The sequence below is a fragment of the Paenibacillus sp. IITD108 genome (genome assembly GCF_036541265.1).
Lineage (GTDB): Bacteria > Bacillota > Bacilli > Paenibacillales > Paenibacillaceae > Pristimantibacillus.
Map to the genome: position 1 here is coordinate 124,403 of NZ_JAZHCT010000015.1, position 23,636 is coordinate 148,038.

Annotated in this window: 27 protein-coding genes; 25 read left to right on the forward strand and 2 right to left on the reverse strand. The window is 43.0% G+C overall.

Annotated elements, in window-relative coordinates; all coding sequences use genetic code 11:
* Nucleotides 1-216: 216 nt before the first annotated feature.
* From V1L65_RS14915 to V1L65_RS15010, 20 genes are all read left to right on the forward strand, one after another.
* Entirely contained in the window at nucleotides 217-672 is a 456-nt protein-coding gene (locus V1L65_RS14915) for a phage tail terminator family protein (protein ID WP_331699979.1), read from the forward strand.
* Nucleotides 662-835, forward strand: a complete 174-nt coding sequence (locus tag V1L65_RS14920; RefSeq protein ID WP_331699980.1) for a hypothetical protein — start codon at nucleotides 662-664, stop codon at nucleotides 833-835. The genes V1L65_RS14915 and V1L65_RS14920 overlap by 11 nt, the downstream gene beginning before the upstream one ends.
* Nucleotides 836-2,167, forward strand: a complete 1,332-nt coding sequence (locus tag V1L65_RS14925) for a phage tail sheath family protein (protein ID WP_331699981.1) — start codon at nucleotides 836-838, stop codon at nucleotides 2,165-2,167.
* 1 nt (nucleotide 2,168) lies between these two features.
* Nucleotides 2,169-2,636: a phage tail tube protein gene (locus tag V1L65_RS14930; RefSeq protein ID WP_331699982.1), complete on the forward strand. Its 468-nt coding sequence runs from the start codon at nucleotides 2,169-2,171 to the stop codon at nucleotides 2,634-2,636.
* A gap of 105 nt (nucleotides 2,637-2,741) precedes the next feature.
* Complete coding sequence (locus V1L65_RS14935) at nucleotides 2,742-3,161, forward strand: phage tail assembly chaperone (protein WP_331699983.1); 420 nt, start codon at nucleotides 2,742-2,744, stop codon at nucleotides 3,159-3,161.
* A gap of 197 nt (nucleotides 3,162-3,358) precedes the next feature.
* On the forward strand, nucleotides 3,359-5,524 hold the full coding sequence (locus V1L65_RS14940) for a phage tail protein (RefSeq protein ID WP_331699984.1): 2,166 nt from the start codon (nucleotides 3,359-3,361) through the stop codon (nucleotides 5,522-5,524).
* A 12-nt stretch (nucleotides 5,525-5,536) separates the two neighbouring features.
* Nucleotides 5,537-6,262 (forward strand): LysM peptidoglycan-binding domain-containing protein, encoded by a 726-nt coding sequence (locus tag V1L65_RS14945; protein ID WP_331699985.1) that lies wholly within the window; start codon nucleotides 5,537-5,539, stop codon nucleotides 6,260-6,262.
* A complete protein-coding gene (locus V1L65_RS14950; protein WP_331699986.1) occupies nucleotides 6,259-7,227 on the forward strand; it encodes an XkdQ/YqbQ family protein in 969 nt (322 codons plus the stop codon). Before V1L65_RS14945 ends, V1L65_RS14950 begins: the two co-directional genes overlap by 4 nt.
* A complete protein-coding gene (locus tag V1L65_RS14955; protein ID WP_331699987.1) occupies nucleotides 7,227-7,535 on the forward strand; it encodes a DUF2577 domain-containing protein in 309 nt (102 codons plus the stop codon). The genes V1L65_RS14950 and V1L65_RS14955 overlap by 1 nt, the downstream gene beginning before the upstream one ends.
* Nucleotides 7,532-7,930, forward strand: coding sequence for a DUF2634 domain-containing protein (locus V1L65_RS14960; protein WP_331699988.1), 399 nt, complete (start codon nucleotides 7,532-7,534; stop codon nucleotides 7,928-7,930). Before V1L65_RS14955 ends, V1L65_RS14960 begins: the two co-directional genes overlap by 4 nt.
* The gene (locus V1L65_RS14965) at nucleotides 7,923-9,002 is read left to right on the forward strand and encodes a baseplate J/gp47 family protein (protein WP_331699989.1); all 1,080 of its coding nucleotides are present in this window, start codon (nucleotides 7,923-7,925) and stop codon (nucleotides 9,000-9,002) included. The genes V1L65_RS14960 and V1L65_RS14965 overlap by 8 nt, the downstream gene beginning before the upstream one ends.
* Nucleotides 8,995-9,582: a putative phage tail protein gene (locus V1L65_RS14970; RefSeq protein ID WP_331699990.1), complete on the forward strand. Its 588-nt coding sequence runs from the start codon at nucleotides 8,995-8,997 to the stop codon at nucleotides 9,580-9,582. The genes V1L65_RS14965 and V1L65_RS14970 overlap by 8 nt, the downstream gene beginning before the upstream one ends.
* On the forward strand, nucleotides 9,579-9,863 hold the full coding sequence (locus V1L65_RS14975; RefSeq protein WP_331699991.1) for a ketopantoate hydroxymethyltransferase: 285 nt from the start codon (nucleotides 9,579-9,581) through the stop codon (nucleotides 9,861-9,863). The genes V1L65_RS14970 and V1L65_RS14975 overlap by 4 nt, the downstream gene beginning before the upstream one ends.
* A complete protein-coding gene (locus V1L65_RS14980; protein ID WP_331699992.1) occupies nucleotides 9,863-11,131 on the forward strand; it encodes a hypothetical protein in 1,269 nt (422 codons plus the stop codon). The genes V1L65_RS14975 and V1L65_RS14980 overlap by 1 nt, the downstream gene beginning before the upstream one ends.
* Before the next feature lie 17 nt (nucleotides 11,132-11,148).
* Nucleotides 11,149-11,427 carry a hypothetical protein gene (locus tag V1L65_RS14985; RefSeq protein ID WP_331699993.1) on the forward strand — a complete coding sequence of 93 codons (279 nt, stop codon included), beginning with the start codon at nucleotides 11,149-11,151 and terminating at the stop codon, nucleotides 11,425-11,427.
* A gap of 194 nt (nucleotides 11,428-11,621) precedes the next feature.
* Nucleotides 11,622-12,086, forward strand: coding sequence for a phage holin family protein (locus V1L65_RS14990; protein WP_331699994.1), 465 nt, complete (start codon nucleotides 11,622-11,624; stop codon nucleotides 12,084-12,086).
* Nucleotides 12,073-12,825 carry a peptidoglycan recognition protein family protein gene (locus tag V1L65_RS14995; RefSeq protein WP_331699995.1) on the forward strand — a complete coding sequence of 251 codons (753 nt, stop codon included), beginning with the start codon at nucleotides 12,073-12,075 and terminating at the stop codon, nucleotides 12,823-12,825. The genes V1L65_RS14990 and V1L65_RS14995 overlap by 14 nt, the downstream gene beginning before the upstream one ends.
* Before the next feature lie 174 nt (nucleotides 12,826-12,999).
* Nucleotides 13,000-13,257, forward strand: coding sequence for a phage holin family protein (locus V1L65_RS15000; protein WP_331699996.1), 258 nt, complete (start codon nucleotides 13,000-13,002; stop codon nucleotides 13,255-13,257).
* A gap of 473 nt (nucleotides 13,258-13,730) precedes the next feature.
* Nucleotides 13,731-14,342, forward strand: coding sequence for a restriction endonuclease (locus tag V1L65_RS15005; protein ID WP_331699997.1), 612 nt, complete (start codon nucleotides 13,731-13,733; stop codon nucleotides 14,340-14,342).
* Between the two features lie 527 nt (nucleotides 14,343-14,869).
* Nucleotides 14,870-16,003: a GGDEF domain-containing protein gene (locus V1L65_RS15010; protein WP_331699998.1), complete on the forward strand. Its 1,134-nt coding sequence runs from the start codon at nucleotides 14,870-14,872 to the stop codon at nucleotides 16,001-16,003.
* 139 nt (nucleotides 16,004-16,142) lie between these two features.
* Here V1L65_RS15010 and uraA read toward each other — a convergent pair whose 3' ends face one another.
* Nucleotides 16,143-17,444, reverse strand: coding sequence for a uracil permease (uraA, locus tag V1L65_RS15015; RefSeq protein WP_331699999.1), 1,302 nt, complete (start codon nucleotides 17,442-17,444; stop codon nucleotides 16,143-16,145).
* Between the two features lie 232 nt (nucleotides 17,445-17,676).
* Between uraA and hflK the strand changes: the two genes are divergently transcribed.
* From hflK to V1L65_RS15030, 3 genes are all read left to right on the forward strand, one after another.
* The gene (hflK, locus tag V1L65_RS15020; protein ID WP_331700000.1) at nucleotides 17,677-18,798 is read left to right on the forward strand and encodes an FtsH protease activity modulator HflK; all 1,122 of its coding nucleotides are present in this window, start codon (nucleotides 17,677-17,679) and stop codon (nucleotides 18,796-18,798) included.
* The gene (gene hflC, locus V1L65_RS15025) at nucleotides 18,798-19,664 is read left to right on the forward strand and encodes a protease modulator HflC (protein ID WP_331700001.1); all 867 of its coding nucleotides are present in this window, start codon (nucleotides 18,798-18,800) and stop codon (nucleotides 19,662-19,664) included. Before hflK ends, hflC begins: the two co-directional genes overlap by 1 nt.
* Before the next feature lie 231 nt (nucleotides 19,665-19,895).
* The gene (locus V1L65_RS15030) at nucleotides 19,896-21,155 is read left to right on the forward strand and encodes an MFS transporter (protein ID WP_331700003.1); all 1,260 of its coding nucleotides are present in this window, start codon (nucleotides 19,896-19,898) and stop codon (nucleotides 21,153-21,155) included.
* Between the two features lie 64 nt (nucleotides 21,156-21,219).
* Here the strand turns inward: V1L65_RS15030 and V1L65_RS15035 are convergent, their stop codons facing one another.
* Nucleotides 21,220-21,447, reverse strand: coding sequence for a 3-dehydroquinate dehydratase (locus tag V1L65_RS15035; RefSeq protein WP_331700017.1), 228 nt, complete (start codon nucleotides 21,445-21,447; stop codon nucleotides 21,220-21,222).
* A 284-nt stretch (nucleotides 21,448-21,731) separates the two neighbouring features.
* Between V1L65_RS15035 and V1L65_RS15040 the strand changes: the two genes are divergently transcribed.
* Together V1L65_RS15040 and V1L65_RS15045 are read left to right on the forward strand one after the other, a co-directional pair.
* Nucleotides 21,732-22,508, forward strand: coding sequence for a sugar phosphate isomerase/epimerase family protein (locus tag V1L65_RS15040; protein WP_331700005.1), 777 nt, complete (start codon nucleotides 21,732-21,734; stop codon nucleotides 22,506-22,508).
* Nucleotides 22,508-23,530, forward strand: a complete 1,023-nt coding sequence (locus V1L65_RS15045) for a Gfo/Idh/MocA family protein (RefSeq protein ID WP_331700006.1) — start codon at nucleotides 22,508-22,510, stop codon at nucleotides 23,528-23,530. Before V1L65_RS15040 ends, V1L65_RS15045 begins: the two co-directional genes overlap by 1 nt.
* Nucleotides 23,531-23,636: the final 106 nt, after the last annotated feature.

A 23,636-nucleotide genomic window follows, 5' to 3' on the forward strand; every position in this document is an offset into this window, starting at 1 on the left:
GAGCTTGCGAAAAGGTGATATAGTAGTAGTGTGCCAAGCTGCTCAAGAGAGAAGGTGATCCACTTGCGGATGATCTTTTGTTGTTGAAAGGGGGTGAGGGCAATGGGCAATCAATAGGAGACTGAAAGTAACAAGGCGTTGCAGCGATGCAAGGCTTTTTTTGTTGCTTGCTTTCAGCATCTCCAACTAAAAAATTAAGTAAGAAGGGACTGGACGATGGCAAATACGACAATTCAAGAAATGTATGATGCAGTTCGCAGAAAGCTGGAGGAGCGTTTTCCGCAGGTGCCGATAGTGGAGGATGAGACAGCACTTCCTGACCAAACGAAGGGCTTTCGCATAAAGCTTCTGCAAACGACGCATTCGCTGGAGTTAAGCAGACGTTATCGCAGAGCACACACTTTCCTCATTCAATACGGTTTAGATCCAGACCAGACTGATCCTGTATTAGCTGTCGCAGATCTTTATGGCACCGCGGAGCTGCTTACAGATGTCTTGGAGTGGGTGGAAGCTGCAGGACGGAAGATGCGCGGGGCTGGGATGCAATTTGAAGTGAGCGAGCAAAAGCTTAAATTTCAAGTTGCGTACAGCTTTCTGAATTGGAAAGACGCTCCAACGGAAACGGCGATGGGAAGTTTGCATCAGGAAGGAAGGGTTGAAGATGAGCAATAAGCAGCCAAAATCAATATTTTCGAAAGAACAGCATCTTAAAAGCAAGAAATGGTCTGGGATTGAGCGGGATATGATAGCCGCCCTTTTAGAGGAAGAAGCAAGCTATTCAACCGAAGAGGTTGTCACAAAACTAAAACAATTTATGAAGAAAGGCGTGAAGTAAATGGCTGGTGGACAATGGAATGTACAAAACAAGGTGAGACCCGGTGTTTATATTAATTTTAATGCAAAGCGTAAACCAATGAATAGTGTGGGGGAACGAGGAATTGTTGCTTTCCCGGCGTCGCTGCCTTGGGGAGTGACGGATCGTGTTATCGAACTGGACAGCAGCTCATTTGGCGAAAAAGCAGTGGAAGTACTGGGCTTTAAAGCGGCTGATGCACGTATTCGGCATATTGCGGCAGCAATGTCTCATGCATCAAGCGTTTTGCTATATCGATTGGGAGGAACTAATGCTGCAAAGGCTAAAGCAACAGAAGGAGCTTTGACGGCAACTGCCAAATGGGGCGGCTTGCGCGGTAATGATTTGCGCATTGTGATTCAAGCTGATGTCGATGAGTCCAGCAAGTTTAACGTTATTACGCTGCTTGATCTTGAAGAAGTGGATCGTCAAACTGTAGCTCAAATTGAGGAGCTGGAGAATAGCGCATTTATCGATTGGACAGGAACGGGGGCAGTGACTGCATCAGCAGGTGTGGCGCTTGCAGGCGGTACAGAAGGGACACAGTCCGGTTCAGATTTTACAACTGCGCTTGCAAAATTTGAAAGCTATGACTTTAACGTGCTCGGTATTTCGCTAGATGATGCGGCAAGTAAACAGGTTGCTACAGCTTATGTGAAGCGTCAACGTGAGGAAGAAGGTAAAAAGATTGTAGCGGTTATGGCCAACTATCCGGAAGCGGATTACGAAGGTGTAATGAGCTTACACAACGGTATTGTAACTTCTGATGGACTGGAGGTTTCTCCAACTTCGCTAGTATGGGAAGTAGCGGCAATGCAAGCGGCTGCCAATATTAACGAAGCTTTAACCTATACTGCAATCCCTAATGCGGTAGGGGCATTCCCGCGTTTGACACATACAGAAACGATTGCTGCTCTGAATAATGGTGAGCTTGTAGTAACAGCTTTGAACGGCAGAGCGGTTATTGAACAGGATATTAATACCTTAACAAGCTTTTCGCTTGATCGCAGCAAAGCGTTCAGTAAAAACCGGGTTGTTCGGGTGCTGGACGCGATTGGCAACGATATTAAGCGATTATTCGACACGTACTATATCGGCAAGATTTCCAACAACAGCAACGGCAGAGCGCTGCTGCAGGCTGAAGTTACCTCTTACTTAAAAAAGCTGGAGGGACTTGGCGCCATCCAAAACTTTGACAGTCAAAAAGATATTGTATTATCAGCAGGCGAAGCTACTGATGCGGTTCAAATCCAGCTTAACGTACAGCCGGTTGACAGCGTCGAGAAAATTTACATGAATGTGGAGGTTGTTTAATATGGCCATTTTTAATGAGAGAGATGCAATCAGCGGAAAAATCGCAACGGCTTATGTCATTATTGACGGTTCGAGAGAGGAATTATTTTATGCCAAGTCGCTCGAAGCGACGATTGAAAAAAATAAAGTAGATGTTCCGGTTCTTGGCCGCATGAATACGCCAAAGCGTTCGGCAGGCTGGTCAGGCAGTGGTACGCTTACCATTTACTATGTATCGTCCAAATTCCGTCAGCTCATGCATGAGTATATCAATACGGGCAAGGATTTCTGGTTTGATCTAATGGTAACTAATAATGATTCTGGCTCCAGTGCCGGAGAACAAGTAGCTGTTCTTAAGGATTGCAACTTGGATAGCGTCATTGCTGCTCGATTCGATGCAAGTTCCGACGATATGCTGGAAGAAGAAATGCCATTTACCTTCAATGGCTATGAGCTGCAAACTGCTTTTAATGCGGTGCAAGGCTCTTAATGGAGTCTTTTTCCGTAACAAATATTTCATGCCTGTGCGAAGTGTGCAGGCTTTCTTATTTTTTTGAAAAAATCTACTGAAAATTTGATATTGGAGGCAATCAATATGAGTTTACAAGCTTTTTTTGCACAAAACGTACAGGCTGAACTAACGGAGGAAATTGTAATTTCTGAACGTTTTAAGGACAAGGATGGTAGCCCGATCAAGTGGAAGCTGAGAACGGTAACTGAAAATGAGAACGAAGCATTGCGCAAGGCAGCGACGCGCCAAGTCAAAGGCAAAAATGGCGTTCGTACGCAGGAAACCGTGCAGGAGGATTATGTTGGCAAGCTGGCAGTGGCGAGCGTCGTCTATCCGGATTTGAAAAATGCAGAGCTGCAGAAATCTTACGGGGTAATGGGAGCAGATACATTGTTGAAAACGATGCTGTTTCCTGGCGAATTTGCTGCGCTGCTGACGAGAGTGCAGGAAATGAACGGTTTTGACCGCGATATCGATGAAATGGCGGATGAAGTAAAAAACTAATTAATGAGGGCGATGCAGAGGCGAACTATGCCTATTACGCTCTCAATGAATATCAGATTATGCCCTGGGAATTCAGCAGGCTTGAACCCGCTCAGAAGGCCTCGCTAATTGGTTGTATTAAGGTGAGAATTGAAGCTGAGCGCAAGCAGAAGCTGAAGAAGCGTTAAGCATTCTGTTAGGGAGAAAGGAGGTATCACATGGCTTCTATTAATGGTTATTTGAAAATGATGAATCAGCTTGGGGCGTCTGTGAAATCGAACACGAAACTTATCGATAAAGCTGAAGCCGCAATTAATAAGCTGCGTGCAGTGATGAGCAAAAGATTAGGGTTTAACTTTACAATGCCATCTCCCAAAAAACTGCTAGGAAATATTAAAGAAGATATAAGTTTTCTTTGGAAATGGTCAATATTCAAAGCCAAGCAAGTTGGTAAAAACCTAATGAACGCTCTTTCACCTAAAAATCTATTCAATAATTTTAGAAATGCATTAAAGCTTCCAGGTTTGAAAGCAGCCCAAACAAAACCTATTGCTCTACCTAATATTACAGCCTCCCCCGCAAAAAATTTAAGCAGCCAGCAAAACTTAGTGAGCAGCGGAGTGAAAAATGCTGTTAAGCTATCTACGGAATGGTTAAAAAATTTGAAAAGTATCGTTGGGAAGTATCTCACGATTAAAAACCTTCAAAAGCTGCAGAAGATGACTGTGGGCGGAGCATTAGAAAATCAATCATTGCTGGATAATTTTATTGCACGAACAGGCAGCGTGGAAACCGGGACAAATATGTTCGAAAAGTTTAAGGCACAGGCTCTTGCTGCTGGTCAAGACGTTAATAAATCATTGCAAAATACGCTTTCCTTCTATGGTATGACTAAGAGCTCAGATAATCTGCTGAAAATTAACGACTTGATTAATCGCGCAGCTACTTTTGATCCGGGCGGGAAAGGGATTGATGGTGCGGCCTCAATTGTGAAATCGGCTATGAAGGGGGACACCTCTGGACTGCAGCAGCAATTCGGTTTCGGGTCTGGTGTCCTACAGGAAAAGAATATAGAAAAGCTTGGGAAATCAGGCGATATTCAAGGTGTAATTAAGGCGCTTGAAGAGCTGTTTGAAATGCGAGGAATGGGAGAAGAGGCCTACAAAAAACTTATGGCATCTCCTGCAAAGCAGCTTGAAAAGTTAAGTGGCTATGTGAACAACGCGTTTGCGGAAGCCGGTCAAGGAGCGATTACCGCGCTTGGGCCATTGCTGACAATGTTAAACGAAGCTTTTGAGGCAGGTAAGTTTGATTTCTTTTTCAATGCACTTCATAATTCAATTGCTCTAATCGCGAATATTGCTTCATGGGCTGCTGAGCTTATTCTTAACAATCTTGATATTGTAAAAAATATTTTGGTGGCGGTTGGATTAGTAGCGCTAATAGTTGGAGCTCAATTTTTAATAGCTTGGCTGCAGGCGATTTGGCCTTTACTATTAATCGTTGGTGTTATTGCACTCATTATTGGTGTGCTCAATTATTTTGGGGTTTCTACAGAAGAAATTATTGGATTTATTGCCGGTCTATTTATGGGCTTTGTTGCTTCAGCGTGGAACATGATTGCTTTGCTATGGAATGGATTTTTGGACTTTGCTGCATTTTTAGCAAATTTGTTCGTAGATCCTATCTATGCCATCGAAAAACTGTTCTACGATTTGAATATAGGCTTCTATGGTATTATTTACGATATGCTAAGAGCTGTTGAGAGCTTTGCCAGCGGGTTTACGAACTTGATTGTAAAAGGAATCAATGGAGCCATAAAGGGCTTGAAAGCATTTGGTGGAGTTATTAATAAAATTTTTGGAGTAAACATCGGTGAATTTGAATTACTGGACGAAAATAATGTTCATGCATTAAGCGATGGCGTGAAGTCCATTATGGACAGCTTTGCGGAGCCAGTAAGCAAAAAGGATGTATACAACTTTGACAAAGCCAAGATGGACATGATGGACGTAGACAAGCAGTTCAACAAAGGCCAAAAATTTGGAAGCGGTCTGTTCGATAAGGCTGGAAAAGCACTGGGTGGCCTGCTGCCTCAAAATGATTGGGATAAACCGAAGGTACCAGGTGAAATCGGCGGTGTAGGCAAAGTCGGCGAGGTTGGAAAAATTAATGAAACCGTAGATATTAGCAGTGAGGATATTAAAATGATGCGTGAGCTGGCAGAGATGAAAAATATTCAAAACTTTGTCTCGCTTACGCCAAGCATTACGTTCGGCGATACGCATGTGCGCAATGAAAGTGATTTGGACACTATTTTTGTTCGAATCACAGAACAGCTGAATAAGGATATCGCATCGTCTGTTAACGCGGTCTACACGTAAGGAGGGGGAGTTATGCGGGTATATGCAGTGGAGTTAAGCTTTAATAATAAGGCTGAAGCGATTATATTGCCCGTTAATCCCCAGTCGATGGAGATTAGCGAGACAGGCAATGGCTCAACCTATGATGTGATGGGCTTGGGGCAGGTTAATGTAATTAAGGATCGCGAGCTGACGGAATATAGCTTTAGCAGTATTTTTCCAGCTGTGGAATATTCATTCGTTACTGGTTTCAACGACCTCCCAAAAGTAGTTGAAGGTGAAAATAGCGAGGATAAGGTGAATTTAGCGGAAGGACAGCTGCTGAAGCCAGTTGAATATGTTAAAGCAATCGAAAGGTGGATGGCTACGAAAAGGCCGATCCGCTTTATTTTTGTCTCGGACACGTATTACATTAATACGCCAGTGAGTATTGAAAGCTTTCAATGGAAGGAAGTAGCCGGCAGCGGCGGCGACATTGAATACTCAATTACACTTAAAAAGTTTGTATTCTATGCGGCCCGGAAAATTGAAAAGTTGAAATCTGTAGGCAAAGCTGCTCCAAACAAAGCTGTTCCTCCACGACCGACCGACAAGGTGCAGCCTAAAACGTATAAGATGATTGCTGGGGATACGTTGTGGAAGATTGCCAAAACACAGCTCGGTGACGGAGCGCGCTGGAAGGAAATACAGAAGCTGAACAGTATTCAAGATGCGGAGATTACGAAGCTGCCTGTTGGAAAGGTGCTGAAGCTGCCATGATTGAAATTAAGCTGAACAATCGTGACGGTAAAGAATGGGATATTAGCGAGCTGGTTACGAGCCTGTCCCTGAAAACAGCGCATATCGGAAAAGCGGGTACTTTGACCCTGACCTTTATAAAAAAAGCATTATATCAATCCTCTCGGTTCAAGTATGAGAATGGTGATGTTATCAGGGTGCGCAAAGATGGTGTTAACCTTTTCTACGGATACATTTTCAGCATTAGCGGAGGACGCGATGAAATCGTGTCCCTTACGGCCTATGATCAAATCCGGTATTTGATGAATACGGACACTTATGTATTTAAAAATACGACAGCCGCTGATATCGTAAAGCGCATTGCGAATGATTTTAACTTAAAGCTTGGCAAAATCGCGGATACGAAGTATCAGATCCCGGCTATGGTGGAGGATGGTCAAAAGCTGCTCGATATTATCGATAAAGCCATTACGCTGACATTTTCGAATACCGGGAAAGATTATTGCTTATACGACGACTTTGGGCAATTGTGCTTGCGTGATGTAGATGAGCAGGTAACAGATATTATTGTCGGCGAAGGCAGCCTCATGTATGATTACTCGGTTAGCAGCTCGATAGATGATGACACATATAACAAAATAAAGCTGTATAAGGATAACAAAGAAACGGGCAAGCGCGAGGTTTATATCGCGGAAGACAGCATTAATATTATGCGTTGGGGTTTGCTTCAGCATTACGAAAGTATCGATGAAAAAATGAATCCCGCTCAAATCGAAGAACTGTTGAACAATCTGGCTAAGCTGAAGAATAGAGAGCAGAAGAGCTTGAAGATCGAAGCTCTTGGCGACATTCGAGTACGGGCAGGCATGCGGGTACGCATCCATATTCCGGAGTACCAGGTGGATCAAAACTTGTTAGTAAATGAATGCTCGCACAGTTTTGAAGGCGCCGATCATACGATGTCGCTGGAATTGAAGGTGATATAATGGCTGATTTATTAAGTGTCGTGAAGGAAGCGGCTATTGCAGCTGTAGAAGCGGGAAATCCCGTATCGATTGTGTACGGTGAAGTATTGAAAAATAATCCGGTGGAAGTGAAGGTCGATCAACGATTTTCATTGCCAGCGGATTTTTTAGTAGTACCGGAATCCCTGCGGCGTCTTGAAATAACGATTCCAGGACTAAGCGGAACAGTATTGGTGCGCAGAGGTCTCGAAAAGGGTGATCAAGTGATCATGATTCGTGCGCAGGGAGGACAGCAGTTTATTATTTTGGATCGGGTGGTGGCGACATGATTCCAAGTCATAGTCCAATGGAAGAGTCAGACAGGCAGGAAGTGATGCCATCACTTACCTGGAGGCTTGATTTGGATAAAGGGCGGATTGTAGGCAAAATAGATGCCCTTGAGGCGGTTAAACAGGCAGTTTTTAAAATTTTGCAGACGGATCGTTACGGACATGACATTTACAGCTTTGATTATGGCCATGAGCTGAAACAGCTGCTTGGCGGAAGTCCGGCTGTAATGGAAAGCGAAGTAAATCGAATGATTCGCGAAGCATTGCTGCAGGACGATCGGATCGTGTCCGTTGAGGAAGCAGAAGTGTCTGCAGAAGGAAACAGCTTGCTTATTCGCTGTATAGTTGTAACTGATTATGGAAGCTTTGAAGTGGAGGTGAACAGAGATGTATGAAATGCAAACCTATGATGCTATTTTAGCAAGAATGCTGGAGCGGGTGCCGGATTCAATCGACAAGCGTGAAGGCTCGGTTATTTATGATGCTTGTGCTCCAGCCGCAGCGGAGCTGGCCCAATTATATATTGAGCTGGATATTAACTATAGCCTGTCATTTGTGGATACAGCTAGCGGTGAATATTTGGGACGCAAAACAGCCGAATTCGGCGTGCACAGAGCGCCTGCTGCAGCTGCAAGGCGAAAAGGAATCTTTCTCGGGGCTGCGGATGCTCCAATTCAAGTTCCTTTAGGAAGCCGCTTTGCTATTGAAGGTTTAACTTATGCAGTTAAAGAACGGATCGGTGCTGGGGTTTACATGTTAGTTTGCGAGTCGGCCGGCACGATCGGCAATGCACATTTTGGCACGTTAATTCCTATTGATTATGTGGCCGGCCTGGTCAAAGCAGAGCTGGCTGACGTACTGGTTGCTGGCGAGGAGGAAGAAACGGACAGCAGCCTTCGCAGCCGTTTTTACGAAATTGTTAATGAGCCATCCTTCGGTGGTAATGTGGCAGAATATAAGCAATTAATACATGCAATGCCTGGAGTAGGGGCAGTGAAAATATTCCCGGTTTGGAATGGCGGGGGTACTGTCAAATGCACCGTAATCAGCTCCGATTGGGAAATCCCTTCCTCTACTTTAATCGATACGATTCAAAGCGCGATCGATCCTGAGAGTAATCACGGCAAAGGAATGGGGCTGGCGCCGATTGGCCATCAAGTGACAGTTGATGGTGTTTCTAGTATTACAGTAAATGTGGAAACTTCCTTAACCTTGGCTAGTGATTACACGCTAGGTATGATTCGAGCCGATGCTGAAACCGTACTTCGTGACTATTTACTAGAGCTTAGACAGGATTGGGCAAATCAGAATAGCTTGACTGTTCGGTTAGCTCAAATGGATGCTCGATTATTGACTGTGCAAGGCGTTGAGGATGTGTACGGTACTAAAATCAACGGCAATGCAGTTAACTTGACGCTAAATGAGAGCAGTGTTCCATTGCTCGGGGTGGTGACGCTAAATGAGTGATCGCATACTCATTCATTTGCCGGACTTTTATGAGCAAATAGATGATTTTAAGCAGCTTGCAAGCACAGAATCTGTTGAGCTAATTCTTGTTAAAGAGGCTTCAAGCAAACTGCTGAATAATCAATTTGTGATGACTGCTGATCTCCCTACGATTGCTAGAGTGGAGAGGCTGCTTAACATCCAGGCGGATCCTGGAACAGAAACGATAGAGTTTCGCAGAAGGCGCATCGTCAATCGCTTTCAGACAAAGCCGCCATTTACAGTACGCTATTTGCAGCAGCTGCTGGATGCACTAGTCGGCGATGGGCTGACAGTCGTTTCTATAGATAACCAAAACTTCGTTTTGACCGTTACAGTAGAAATCGAAAACGCCAGCGTGTTTCGCGAGGTTATTTACACCATCAACAAAGTAAAGCCTGCAAACATGGTCTATCGGCAAAATACAGCAGTCAGCAATGGACTGAGATTAAAAGAATCGATTTCCAGACGACCAGTTATCTGGAATTATAAGCTGGATAGTTCCTGGAAGCTTGGGGAGAAAGCATTTGCCAGCGTTGGTCAGGAGGTGCCTATCATATGATTCACGCCCAATTTATTAACAAGGTTGCTGAATATGTAGAGCAGCAAATTTCAAAAGTAGTGCTGAATGGAAGCCACGAAATTACGAGCTTTGAAGTCAAACAGGTTAATGAGAATACCGTTGTTCTGAACTATTTTGTAATGGCTAATGAAGTATCACATATCTCATTAATTGAGATGAAAGACGCAGCCAATGAAGTAATTACTAGCAATGTCGTAGACGTTCCAGTTACATCGGATACGATGCTGCTGCAAACGATTCTAGTAAAGGAGGCTAATTAATGGCTAAAACAGATTGGACAATTCATGATGTGGTAAAGCCGGAGGATTTAAATCAGCTTAGTCAAGATGTGAATGAAGCCGGCTCGCAGCTTGATGCCCATATAGGGTCGCGTGGGAATGCCCATCTAACTGCAACGAGAACAGAAGCTGGATTTATGAGCGCTGCGGATAAGCAGGAGCTTGATAAGCTGGCGGAAGAAATGGGGAATATGGGCAATGTTCCTACGCAAGCTAAAACCGTGTCTGGCGCAATTAGCGAACTGCATGCTGCTGGTAAAAGCAACGAAAGCTTGCTGCAGAATGCTACAAGTGCTTCAACGGCTAATACTTTAGTGAAGCGTGATGCAAGTGGTAGGTTTAAGGCTGCTGCCCCTGTGGCTGCTGATGATGTTGCGCGGAAAGCGGAGATTGATGCACCGCCATTTACTACTACAACCGGCACTAGTGTAGCTTATGTTGCTTCTTTTTCACCCGCATATTCAGCGTTAGTAGCCGGCACACGGATAACTGTTAAGTTTCATGTAGCTAACACAGGTGCAGCGACAATTAATGTTAACGGTCTTGGGGCAAAGTCGATATTGAGGGCAAGTGGGGCTGCATTAACAGCAGGCATTATTAAAATGAATGCTGTAATGTCTTTGGTATACGATGGCACAAATTTTATCTTACAGGGTGAAGGGGGGAATGGAAACGCAACAGCCGCCGATCTGTTAATTGGTAAAACAGCATCAGTGGATGCAGGGGATATTGTTGGCACAATGCCAAATCGTTCAGGACATGTTACAGGGCAGTCTATAAGCCGCAGTGGTACAACATTGCGCATTAGACCGCAGCCTGGGTATGTGCCAGGTGATGCCTCTAATAGTGTACAGTGGGATGATGTGGATTGGATTGCTGAAAATATTCGAGCTGGCGTAGATATATTTGGTGTAATTGGGACATTGGAAGAGGGGGCTAAAGTAGCAAGCGGAACCGTTAATTTTCCTGCCAAGGTGGCGGCAGTTATAGATATTAGAGGGCTAGATTTTAGACCAAAATTGATAGTTGTGTACAATGAAACACAAGGTTATTTTTATTCTGCATTTCCAGTTTCTGCAGGAGGTACTTACAGAACGATTATTTACAATGCAGGGAATTATTCAGTTTCATCGACTGGTCCTACGTTTTATAATGACGGGTTTTCAGCAACAACTTATGTCGGTGTTAATAACGCTAACAATTTAGCTACAGTAGCACGTTGGATTGCCTTTGACGCATCATATTACTAAGTATAGGAGGTATTAACATGGAAGTCGGAAACAGAATTGTGTACGACCAAGACGGGGAAATTGTCTCCCAAACAGGCGAAATGAAGGGCGATGTGCTGCCACGTAAAGATATTACGGAGCTGCACTTTATCGACTTGCCTTACGGCTCTATCAATTATAGTACGCATCGTATTGTGAGCATTGCTGTAGTTACCAGACAACCTATTTTAGAGGAAATACAAGTAATTCTAACGCCAGAACAACAGCAAATTATTGATCTTGAAAATCAACTATTGTTATCTAGTGGGGTGATCTAGTGCTTAATGAGACAATCGTTAAAATACTTGTTGATCGTATCCGAAATGGTGGGATTAACCCAGTTACGGGCCAACCTATGGTACTAGATGATATTAAAATAATCGAGTACAAAACAGCAGTCAAGAACATTTTAGGCTCCGCATAGCGCGGGGCTTATTTTTTGGCCAGGAAAATTTTCCTTAAGGGGGCAAACATGAAAGAACAAACTATCTTAGGCGCTATCGGAGCAGCGGTACTGCCAGTATATCAATTCTTATTTGGAACGGGTGATGCTGTGAACGGTGTTATGATGGCGCTACTTTTCTTTATTGTGATGGATTGGCTCAGCGGCATACGTGCTGCAAATAAAGATAAAAGCTATACAAGCAAGTACGGAATCGATGGTATCTTCCGTACTTTTTTTATGCTTTTGTTACCGGCTGGCGGTCATTTGCTAGATAAAGCTTTCGGCATTCCTGATATTATTTTTGGAGCAATAGCGTTTGGATTGCTCTATCACGTGATCAAATCTATGACAGCTAACGCTATAAGGGCTGAATGGGGCGAATGGCTGCCAGTTGGTATTTTGGAGAAAGTGACGAGCTGGGTAGAAAGTGAAATTGAACAAAAGGCGAAGCGATCACTAGAGCGAAGGATAAAGCCTAATGAAGATCATTGACCTTCGGGGCAGGCTTCCAGTCCACAAAACCAAAAAATATAACACACGTAAGCTTTCCGATATTCGTTCTATTGCAATCCATCATTCTTTAACAGTCAGCGGAACGCCGGAAGCATTTGCAAATTATCATGTAACTACAAACGGTTGGCCTGGTATTGCGTATACGTATGTCATACAGCGTGACGGCACAGTGTATCAGTGCTGGGATCACACTATTATCGGATATCATGTAGGCAATAGTAATAAGCATGCTTTAGGCATATGTATGGTTGGAGACTTTAGAACGCAGCTGCCAACGCCTGAGCAGTATGCAGCAACCTTGGAGCTTACAAGATTGCTGCAAGAGCAGCTGCCGAATGCGACTGTGGTAAAAGGGCATTCTGAGTACCCGGAGTATAGCTGGAAAGCTTGCCCGGTAATCGATATGAATGTATTTCGAAAAGACTTAAGCGAAGGGATGAAGTCACCAATGACGGCAGAGGAAAGAAAAGTAATGGATGATCTACGGAACCAGATACGCGATCAGACTGCACGAATTGACGCTCAAGCAAAGGCGCTGGCAGCTGCGACAGGACGCATGGAAGCACCTGCATGGTTTGTACAGGAATTTGGCAGCTGCGATCTATGTGGTTTGATTAATGAACCAACCATGACCTATGAAGGCTGGCGAAATACTGCTATATCGCTGCGAACACAAGGCTTTGGCAAGGGGCGTGATCGGTGTATGGATATTAAATAGGCAGCACTGAAAAGGACGCGCAGAGGCTAAAAATCAATAGTTGTCCTATGCCAAATCAGCTGTGCTTGCATATTGTAATTTTATAGGGCATCGCGATATCACTCCGAGCAGCAGCATTGAGCCCAGTCTTTAGGCGGTATGCCCTAATGTCGGATAAAGATGGTAGGTGATAATATGGAAGATTTTCTTCAGTTTATTACAGAAAAAGCACTGATCTTAATGCCTGCACTATTTATTATAGGCATATTTCTAAAGAAAACGCCGCATATTTCAGACTGGATGATTCCGTGGATACTGCTTGTTGTTGGCGTAACGGGGGCAATATTTTTAACAGGAGACACGGTTGATGGCATTATTCAAGGTATTCTTGTTACGGGCAGCACAGTGCTTACCCACCAGTTATATAAGCAAACCTCAAAAAAAGATAATTAACTTTTTAATCAGCTGCATAGGCGTCATATGTACGACGAGCAATCTATGTATGACGCCTTATTTTACGGTGAAATCCAATTCTTCTCTTCGACCTTCAAATGACTTCTCCCAATAGCCCATCTAAAATAGTACTATAAGCTTAAGCAGCTTAATTCTAATCCCCAAAAAATTATTTATTGTCGAGTTATTTGCCTTGTAAACTATTATACCTAAGCTATAATTAAGATGTAGCTGCAGCAAACTGCGATCAAGAATATCCACTTTATTTAATGTAGCGCTATGGCCATTGGCATCGATAGTGCTTTTTTTGTTTTTACAGCGATGCTAATGTTCCGATTCGTAGGTCTTACATTCACTTCATTTGCTACATAGACACTGGTTTGTCAATTGGATTTAGTTGAAGAATCCTTTATAATATCCTTTATAGTAGTTCTTTTGGTCTATAATAGGGTGTGTAAAAAGGGGTTGAATAAGTGGGACGAACAACTAAGAGAGGGATTATGAAAACAGCTTTCTACAGCTCTTTAATACTAAGCTGTATGCTGACTGCTTATTTCTATATGAAAACGATTACAATACCTCTGGCAATCGGGGTTTTAGCTATAGTTATTTACCTAATAGCAACAACTAATCGTAAGAAACAAAGAGAAGAGCGTGTTGCTGATTCTGGGATTCATGATATTGACCAGATGGATACAAAACAATTTGAATTGTTTTTGCTTCATTTATTTAAAGGTCACGGTTATGCGGTCGAGATTAAAAAGCCGGGAAAATGCAATGGGATAGAGCTTTTAATTACTAAAGGCATGGAACAGACGATTGTTTTTGCCAAAAATGATAAGCGACATTTGGGAATTCAGGCTGTACAGCAAGTTGTAGAGCTGAAGGCTCTCAGCAACGCATCATCTGCTTGGCTTGTTACAAATCGAGATTTTTCTTCAGCAGCCTACGCGCTGGCGGATTCGAAGCAGGTTAGGCTTATTAATAGAGATAGTCTGATGGATATGGTTATAGCGCTAAAATTGAATCATCAAGAGCAATCAGCAGGCAGTGCAAATCATGATTCTCTGCTAAAGCGCCGTTAGCTTAAGCTGATGTAAATTACATATAGATATGCCCGACATCACTTGTAAATTCAGCATGGGATGGCCGGGCTGTTTTTTTGCCAAAATGGACAAATGTACATAATAAAAAAGATTTCGGAATAAGTCTATAATTACAGGCTGTTGAAAAAGCTCCGCAGTTGCTTAATAGTCTAGATAACAGGCCAAAAGTGTCGGGCTCGAGAGGCTGTCCATTTTGTAACGAATCCTCAAGATACTATTTCGTATAAAAGGTATCTTTTGAAATTCTTACGAATCGTGGATGCGCTATCTGTGAACAAATGCTCATTTGGGCAGCGTTTTACAGCCAATAAGCATGCTAGGATTCGTTACATTTTCAAAACAAGCTTTTTCGGCGTAATAACGCTACTAGGATTCGTTAGAGTTTCCAAACGATTATTATTTAAATGATTTCTCTACATACGTAGACTCAACTTTTATAAATTTCAAAAATTTTTCAAAACGCATCCTTATAATAAAGATAGATTTAAAATGAGGTGAGTTTACGAATGGTTTGGTTGGCATATGCCATTGCTGCTGGGATCGTTATCGTAGCAGGGTGGTATCTTTTTGTTCAAACAGTTGACAAGCACTTCGGCCGAAAAGCGAAGGAAGCGAATATGAAAACGAAATGGTACAGCTCATTGTACGAAAATCATGGGGATGCAATCATATCCGTAGATCATAACTTTAGAATCATCAGAACGAATCAATCGGCTAGTCGTTTGCTCGGTTTGGAGTTGGATCATTACAAGAATCGGCCTGTTGAGTCGATTGTGACGGCTGTTCATCGTAAAGAACAGGATTTGCTGCGCGATTATTTTATGAGAGCGTATTGTGGAGAAGATGCTTCTTTTGAAGCAACGGTTATTTATGATGACGGTAGAGAGGCATATGTGCAAATTAAGTGTGTGCCTTTTTTATTGGAGGAGCAAATTAGCGGCAGCCATTTTGTAATTCGCGACATTACAGAGGAGCATCAATACATTCAAGAGATGAAGCAGCTTGCCTACAAAGATGAGCTTACAGGCTTGTCAAATCGAAGGCATTTCTATGAAGTTATGGGGCAAGCGATGGCAAGAAGCCGTGCCACTAATACGTCAATGGCTGTATTGTTAATGGATCTCGATGGATTTAAGCTGATCAATGACTCGGTAGGGCATTTTATAGGGGATCGGTGCTTGCAGCATATAAGCAAGCAGCTGCTTGAAGCTGCGGTAAATTATAGGGCCGAACTGGCAAGGCTGGGCGGGGATGAATTTGTCATCGTGCTGGAGCACGACGATATTTGGCATGCCGCTGCAAGCTTGTCTGAACAAATTATTGAAGCTTTGCAAGCATCTATAATGGAAATCGACCAGCAGCATCCCGTTACAATTAGTATAGGCATCGCTATTTACCCGGATGATAAGCTGGATATGATGGAGCTGTTGAAAATAGCAGATGAGGCTATGTATACAGTGAAGAGCAATGGCAAAAACGGCTATAGGTTCTACAAAGACGCAAGGGATGAAAAGAAAGAAGTTCAAATTAAAAATAGCGGCTCAAGAGCATCTGAAGGGATTCAGAAAGGGGAAGGCGATTCTTTATTCGCATTAACCGAGCTATTAAAAGAAGTAAGCTATAAAAGCAAAGTAGACTAAACGTTCATCTGAACCAAATTCAATGAATGAAAAACGGTACGTCCTTGGTCAAGGATGTACCGTTTTTTGTTAAAATATTTCATATTTCATGAGTAAACGCGTCTGTCCAAAGGACGGCGTAGCCGTTTATCCTTGTGCGTTAGTTCGTTTTCTCATGATCATTGGATATTTTCCATACATCAAACAGCTTGAACAGTAAGCTTAGCAGTATACCTACGATTGTAGCCAAGGACATGCCCACTAGCTTCAAGTCGCCGATTACAACTTCAAGTCCGCTTAGCCCTGTCGCAAATACGACAGTTGTAAGGAACATATTAGTCGGTTTGCCATAGTCAACCTTGGACTCGATCAGCATACGCAAGCCTGACGCTGCGATAACTCCAAACAATAGCAAGGAAACGCCGCCCATGACAGGCTCAGGAATTGCTGAGATAAGCGCCGAAATCTTGCCCGAGAAAGAAAGAAGGATGGCAATAATTGCCGCACCGCCGATTACGAAGGTGGAGTATACTCTCGTGATGGCAAGAACGCCGATATTTTCGCCATAAGTCGTGTTTGGCGTTGAGCCGGTAAAGCCGGAAATAATCGTCGAAATACCGTTGCCAAGCAAAGAGCGATGCAAGCCAGGATCTTTTTGCAAATCCTTCTCGACAATATTGCTCGTTACAATCAAGTGGCCGATATGCTCAGCGATAACAACTAAAGCTACCGGCGCGATGGCGATAATGGCTGACCAGTGAAATTCAGGCCATGTGAAGGTCGGGGCTTCTACCCAGCCAGCAGCATCGACTTTAGTGAAATTAGTCATTTTCATAAAGAATGCGATGACATAGCCTGCAATAATACCGAATAGAATCGGAATGATGCGCATAAAGCCGCGGAACAAAACGGAACCGAGAACGGTAATAGCTAGTGTAGCTGTCGATAAAATAATAACCTTGCTGTCCATCGCCCATGGTGTATCATATGTGACACCAGGCTTGGCTATCCAGCCGGACATACCTGCTGCAACCGGGATAAGCTCAAGTCCAATGATAGCGACGATAGCGCCCATAGCTGCTGGCGGGAATACAACGTCAATCCATTTAATGCCGACTCGCTTGATAATAAGTGCAACTACCGTGAAGATTACACCTACTGCGATAAATCCGCCTAGCGCTGCGGAGTAGCCGTTGCCGCCAAATGCTTCATTGCCGATAACCGCTCCGGCCGGTGCAATAAATGCAAAGCTGGAGCCCAAATATGCTGGAATTTTGCCGCTGCATATCCATAGGTACAACAATGTGCCGATACCGTTCATTAGCAAGCAGATCGCAGGATCGACGCCGAGCAGATTTGGTACTAGTACAGTAGAACCAAACATGGCGAAAAGATGCTGCAGGCTTAGCATAATACTTTGAGCAAACGGCGGCCTTTCATTAACTCCGATCGTTCTTCTCATGAGAACCCTTCCTTCTATGAATGATGAACTTTTAATTAACCTTTGTTGATTCTACATAGTCTTATGCAGTTTGGCAAGCAGTAAAATGTCATTTATTAAGGAAATATAAAGCTTTTTGCGATTGCTTTTCGGTTTATTTTGAAAAAAACGATTGCAGTTCGTAAATATCTGTTACTTTCAGCTTATTTCTGCGTAAATTAAACATAGAAAACAACAGAGGGGAGAGGGAGAAATGAGCATATTCAATCATCCAAACGGTCCAGGCGGAGATACGCCGACACCGAATGCTTCCAATCAAGCGAAGAAGCCGGAATTAAAGCCGGGGACGATCAAGAAAGCTATTTCTTTTATTGTGGCTGCCATTATTGTTATTTATTTGGGTTCTTCATCTTTTTATACGGTGCAGGAGCAGGAGCGGGCGGCAATACTTACGTTTGGAGCATATTCGCATGATACAGGGGCAGGCTTGCATTTTAAATGGCCCTATCCGATTCAGCAAGTGAAGATTGTGCCTGCGGAATTAACCCAGCATATTACTATTGGTTATCGAGAGGATAGCAAGGGGAAAATGGACACTATTGATGAAGAAGCCATGATGATTACCGGTGATGAGAATATTGTTCTTGCGGATGCCGTAGTCACTTGGAAAATTCATGATTTAGAAAAGTATTTATTCAATATAAGCAATCACGAGCAATTTTTACGTAATTCTGCAAGTGCATCTGTCCGGTCGGTCATTGGTTCTCAAAAGCTGGACTTTGCTATAACTGATGGTAAAACCGTCATTCAAGACGAGGTGCGCAAAAGACTGATTGATTTGCAGGATAAGTACGAAACAGGCATTCAAATTATTGATATCAAGTTCCAGGATATTGAACCGCCAGGCGGCGAGGTTGAAGAAGCATTCCGTAACGTTACAAATGCCAGAGAAGAGAAAAATACGAAGATTAATAACGCAACCCGTTATGAAAATGATCGTATTCCTAAAGCGCGCGGGGAAGCTCAAGCTCTCATTGAAAACGCGGAAGCGGAGAAAAAATCGCGGATTCTTAATGCGCAGGGGGATGTAGCCAAGTTTAATGCTATTTATGAGGAATATTCCAAAAATAAAAATGTTACGCAAAGCCGTCTTATTATAGAAACGCTTGAAAAAATACTGCCTAATGCACAAATATTTATTACAAATTCAGGCTCAGATACGGTCAATTACTTGCCGCTTAATGAGCTGCTGCGTGATCGCGGGACCACTTCAGCGACACAGCAGACTGTACCGCCATCTGCCCAGCCGCAGACTGAGACAGCGCCATCAGCTAATGATGCCAATACGCAAGGTAATGCAGGAGGTGGCAACTAATGAATAAAAAAACAATCATTGCAATTGTTTCAGTCATTTTGCTCATCATTATTGGTTCAGGCTCTTTGTTTATTGTTAATGAAGGAGAATATAAGGTTGTTCTTCGATTTGGCGAAGCTAAACGTACAGTAACCTCGCCAGGCTTGAATGTGAAAATTCCATTTATTGAGAATGTTACGACATTGCCGAAATATCAAATGACCTATGAAAGTGTACCTACACAAATATTAACGAAGGACAAAAAAATTCTATTCGTTGATAATTACACCGTATGGCGAATCGAAAATCCGGCCAAATTTATTCAAAAGCTGCAAACGATTAGCGGTGGTGTAAAACGAATTGATGAGGCAGTATACAATGCCGTTAGACGTAAGCTTTCTGAAATTAATTACGATAGTATTATTAGTGAGAATACGGAACGCGGTAATATTAATGATGAAATTACGAATGATGTTGCATCGGCTCTTATGCGTGATGATTATGGGATTAAAGTTGTTGATGTACGTATTAAAAGAACGGATTTGCCTGAAGGTAATAAGCAAAGTGTATTTAACCGCATGATTTCTGACCGTCAGTCGATGGCAGCACGCTATTTGTCAGAGGGGGATGAGGAATCCCGCAAAATTACGTCCAAAGCTGACAGAACGGTAAAAGAGCTAATTGCTCAGGCTGAGGCTGAAGCTAAAAAAATTATTGCCTCTGGCGAAGGGGAAGCGGCGAAAATTTACAACGATGCTTACGGGAAAGATCCTGAGTTTTATAATTTGTACCGTACGTTAGAAAGCTATATCGTAACTTTGAAAAATGATCCGGTCATAATGATTCCAATTGAATCTCCTTATGCCAAAATATTGTTAGGCCAATAAGTTTAAGTCCAAAAACTGCCTTTGATCATTAAGATTGAGGGCAGTTTTTTTGTTGGAAATTTATGCTTATAGAGACCGCTTTTTTTAATATACGGGGGTATTCAAGCAAGGATGATTTACTAAAGATTTCAAGTAGAAAATGTCGAAATATTTTAGCTGTACAATAAGTTAGGAGTGTAGTAATATCCAATCAACATAATAACTAAAGACTGGCGAGGCAGGTTATGGATAATGGCGGAGCGTGCAGCTAAGAAGTCATCGTATCACGTTGTACGGTTTGGCATGACGATGTCAGGACGCGTGTGGAGAAATGCCCGTATAGATTTGGGCGGAGCATGTATTTTTTCTTTATTTAATGTGGTGATGAATCAGTTTTACGTAGCTTTTGCCATTCAGCAGGGAGCCAATAATTTTCAGGTTGGATTGTTAACAGCAGCGCCTGCCATCGGATTGCTGTTTTCCCCTATTTGGGCCAGCATGATTGAAAAAGCGAGAAGTCCGAAAGCGTATGTCGTTATTCCCAATATGGTCGGCCGGATGCTGCTTATATTGCCGGCTATATTTGCGTATCCGTCAGTTTATGTGACAGTAGCGTTATTGTTTCAGCTGCTGATGGGCATCCAGGCTCCTGCTTATGCAGCGCTAATCTCGAGAATGTATCCGTCTGATTTACGTGGCAGGCTGATGGGATACGTCAGGGTTGCGATGGGCATTCTTATGATTCCTATCGCATATATGGTCGGCAGCTGGTCCGAAGCGTTTGGTCCGTCAGGTCCGCTAATTGCAGCTGCTATTGCTGGAACTGTATCGATCAATTTGTTCAATACAATCAAGCTTCCCAAGGAACGGCCAGCCAATGAAGCATCCCAAATGCCGAAGCGTTCGGCTATTATTGCATTACGAGAACAGTGGAAGCTGATCACAACCAATCGGGTTCTCGCCATATTTTTGCTGGCGACCACCTTTTCTGGCTTTGGCAATATGCTGTCCATACCTTTATATCAAATTATTCAAGTGGATGTAATGCAGCTCTCTAATGTTCAGATAGGCCTTGCTCGTGTCGCCTATTTTACTGCGCTATTAGCCAGTTATTGGATTGTGGGCTGGATGATTGACCGCATCCACATCAAGTATACGTTAGCAATTGGAATTGCCGCCTATGCGATAGTGCCGATGTTTTATAGCTTGTGGGGCAGCTACAGTGCAGTCGTAATCGGTCATGCTATTCAAGGGATCGGCGATTCTATATGGGATATTGGCATTTTAGCTTTTGTCTTCCGATTTATGCCTGGCCGCGAAGCTATGGTGTTTGGCATTCATTTATTAGTATTTGGCATTCGCGGAACGATCGGCCCATTGCTTGGGGCTTCGCTCACCACATCCGTTTCTATTTCAGCCATTTTACTTATAGCCTCGCTATGCGGCTGGATCGGATCGCTGATCTTTATTATAGGAAACCGTAAAAAGGCTCTGGCCAAACTTGATTTTTAAAAAAGAAAAGCCGTCCGCTGTATGGAATGAATGTATTCACTCCATGTGGCTGACGGCTTATTTATTAATATAGAGAAATGGTTAGCGTATCCCGTTCTGACAAGGAATGGAGAGTTGCTTCACTGCCGACTATTTCTACACTAATGAGTGATGCAATACATGTTTTTAATGCATTTTTTCCAGTTTGCAGCTTGCGATGCAATACGGCTGACAGCTTGTCCAATGCTTGTTTATTTGTATCTGTCATATATACCGGTATAGTTTTATTTTGAAATAACAACATGGTTTTCATCATTTTGTCCTCCATCCAATTCATATTTGCCTTGACCTTCGAGTCAATGTCTATGTTTGTATAATAGCGCACAAATATTAATTAATTCTTAAAAATCAATAATAATAAAGTTACAAAGTTGTGACCATTTTGTATTTTTAAAATATAAGAAAGTATTAGAAAAGACAAAATCGCATAAGAAAATGCTAATTAGATAGCTGTTTTTCAGGTGGAATGACCATTATAATAGCAGTGACATGAAGATGATAAAGCTTACATCAAACCAAATAAGGGAGTGCTGACATATGACACAACGAATGGGCATTGGCTTGCAATTGTATACACTGCGCGATGTCATGGCTGATGATTTCGAAGGTGTTTTACGCAAGGTAGCGGCTATGGGCTATGAAGGAGTTGAATTTGCTGGCTATGGCGGTATGGAGGCAGCGGCACTAAAGGCATTGCTGGATGAATTAAATCTGAAGGCAATTGGCAGCCATGTTTCTTTATCTTCACTTTTGGAGCGACTGGATGAAGAGATTGCTTATTTGAAAGCAATAGACGCTCAATATGTTATTTGTCCGTGGCTTCCTGTAGAAGCACGCGATGCTGCAGCATGGCAAGAGCATATTGCCGCATTTCAGACGATTGGCGAGCGTGTACAGGCTGCCGGTCTTCAATTCGCTTACCATAATCATGATTTTGAGTTCCAGGTTGAATTGGATGGAAAAGCTGTATTCGATGCTTTGTACGAGAAAATAGACGAAAAGTATTTGAAGGTTGAAATGGATATCGGCTGGGTTCAGTTTGCAGGCAAAGACCCGCTTGCTTATATTCGTACCTATGCTGGTCGTTTGCCGCTGCTTCATTTGAAGGATTACCTTAAAGATAATGAAGGCAAAATTGATACAGTAGAGCTTGGCAGAGGCGAATTGCCGCTTCAAGATATTATTAATGCGGCATCAGAAGCGTCGGTGCAATGGATCATTGTTGAGCAAGACGTCTGTGCAAATCCACCTCTAGAGGCAGTAGCTGAAAGTATAGAATGGTTGAAATCAAACTATATCAAAGGAGAATTATAATGAGTAAAATTCGTGTAGCCATAATTGGCTGTGGTTCAATTTCCAAGTATCGTCATATTCCTGAATATGCAGCAAATGATCAGGTAGAGCTGGTTGCATTTGTAGATCCTATTATCGAGCGCGCTCAGCAATTTGCTGACGAGCATGGGGCAAAAGCATTTTCTGACCATCAGACTATGCTGGCTGAAATTAAGCCGGATGCAGTAAGCGTTTGTACACCAAACTATTTGCATGCGCCAATCAGCATCGATGCAGCTAATTCAGGAGCTCATGTGCTTGTTGAGAAACCGATGGCTGTTTCTGATGAGGAAGCTGCTGCTATGATCGCAGCTGCCAGCAGCAATAATGTAAAGCTGATGGTAGGCCATAATCAGCGCTTTATGCCGCCGCATGTAAAGGCAAAGCAAGTGCTGCAAACAGGCGTATTGGGCAAAGTGTTGACATTCCGCACCTCCTTTGGGCATCCTGGTCCGGAAGGCTGGAGCGTTGATGGCAAGGGCAGCTGGTTCTTCCGCAAGGATGAAGCGATTATGGGCGCAATGGGCGACCTAGGTGTTCATAAGTCCGATTTGATTCGCTGGATGCTTGATGACGAAGTAGCCGAAGTAGCCGCTTTTATCGGCACGATCGACAAACAGGATACGGATGTGGATGATAACAGCTCTTGCTTGGTAAGAATGAAAGGCGGCGCAATCGGTACACTCGTTGCCAGCTGGACTTATTACAAAGGCGAGGATAATACGACTATTCTTTGGTGTGAAAATGGCGTTATGAAAATTGGCACGCATCCTGACGATCAGGTTATCGTTGAGCTAAGAAACGGCAGCGTGGAGAAGTATAAGGTAGGCGCTATTTCTACTAATGACAAGCAGGAATCAAGCGGAGTCATCGATGCGTTTGTGGACAGCATCGCAACAGACGCCACACCTGCAGTTAGCGGAGAAGAAGGCCGCAAATCCTTAAATGTTATTTTGGCTATGTTTGAGTCACAAGCAAAAGGCCAATTTGTAAAAATCAACTAATATTTTATAAAGAAACCGTAAGGCATGCTGCTCGCTGATAGCAGCTGCTTTACGGTTTTTTTATTATATTTATAAGTTTTTTCTATAAACTTGTTCTTATCATTCA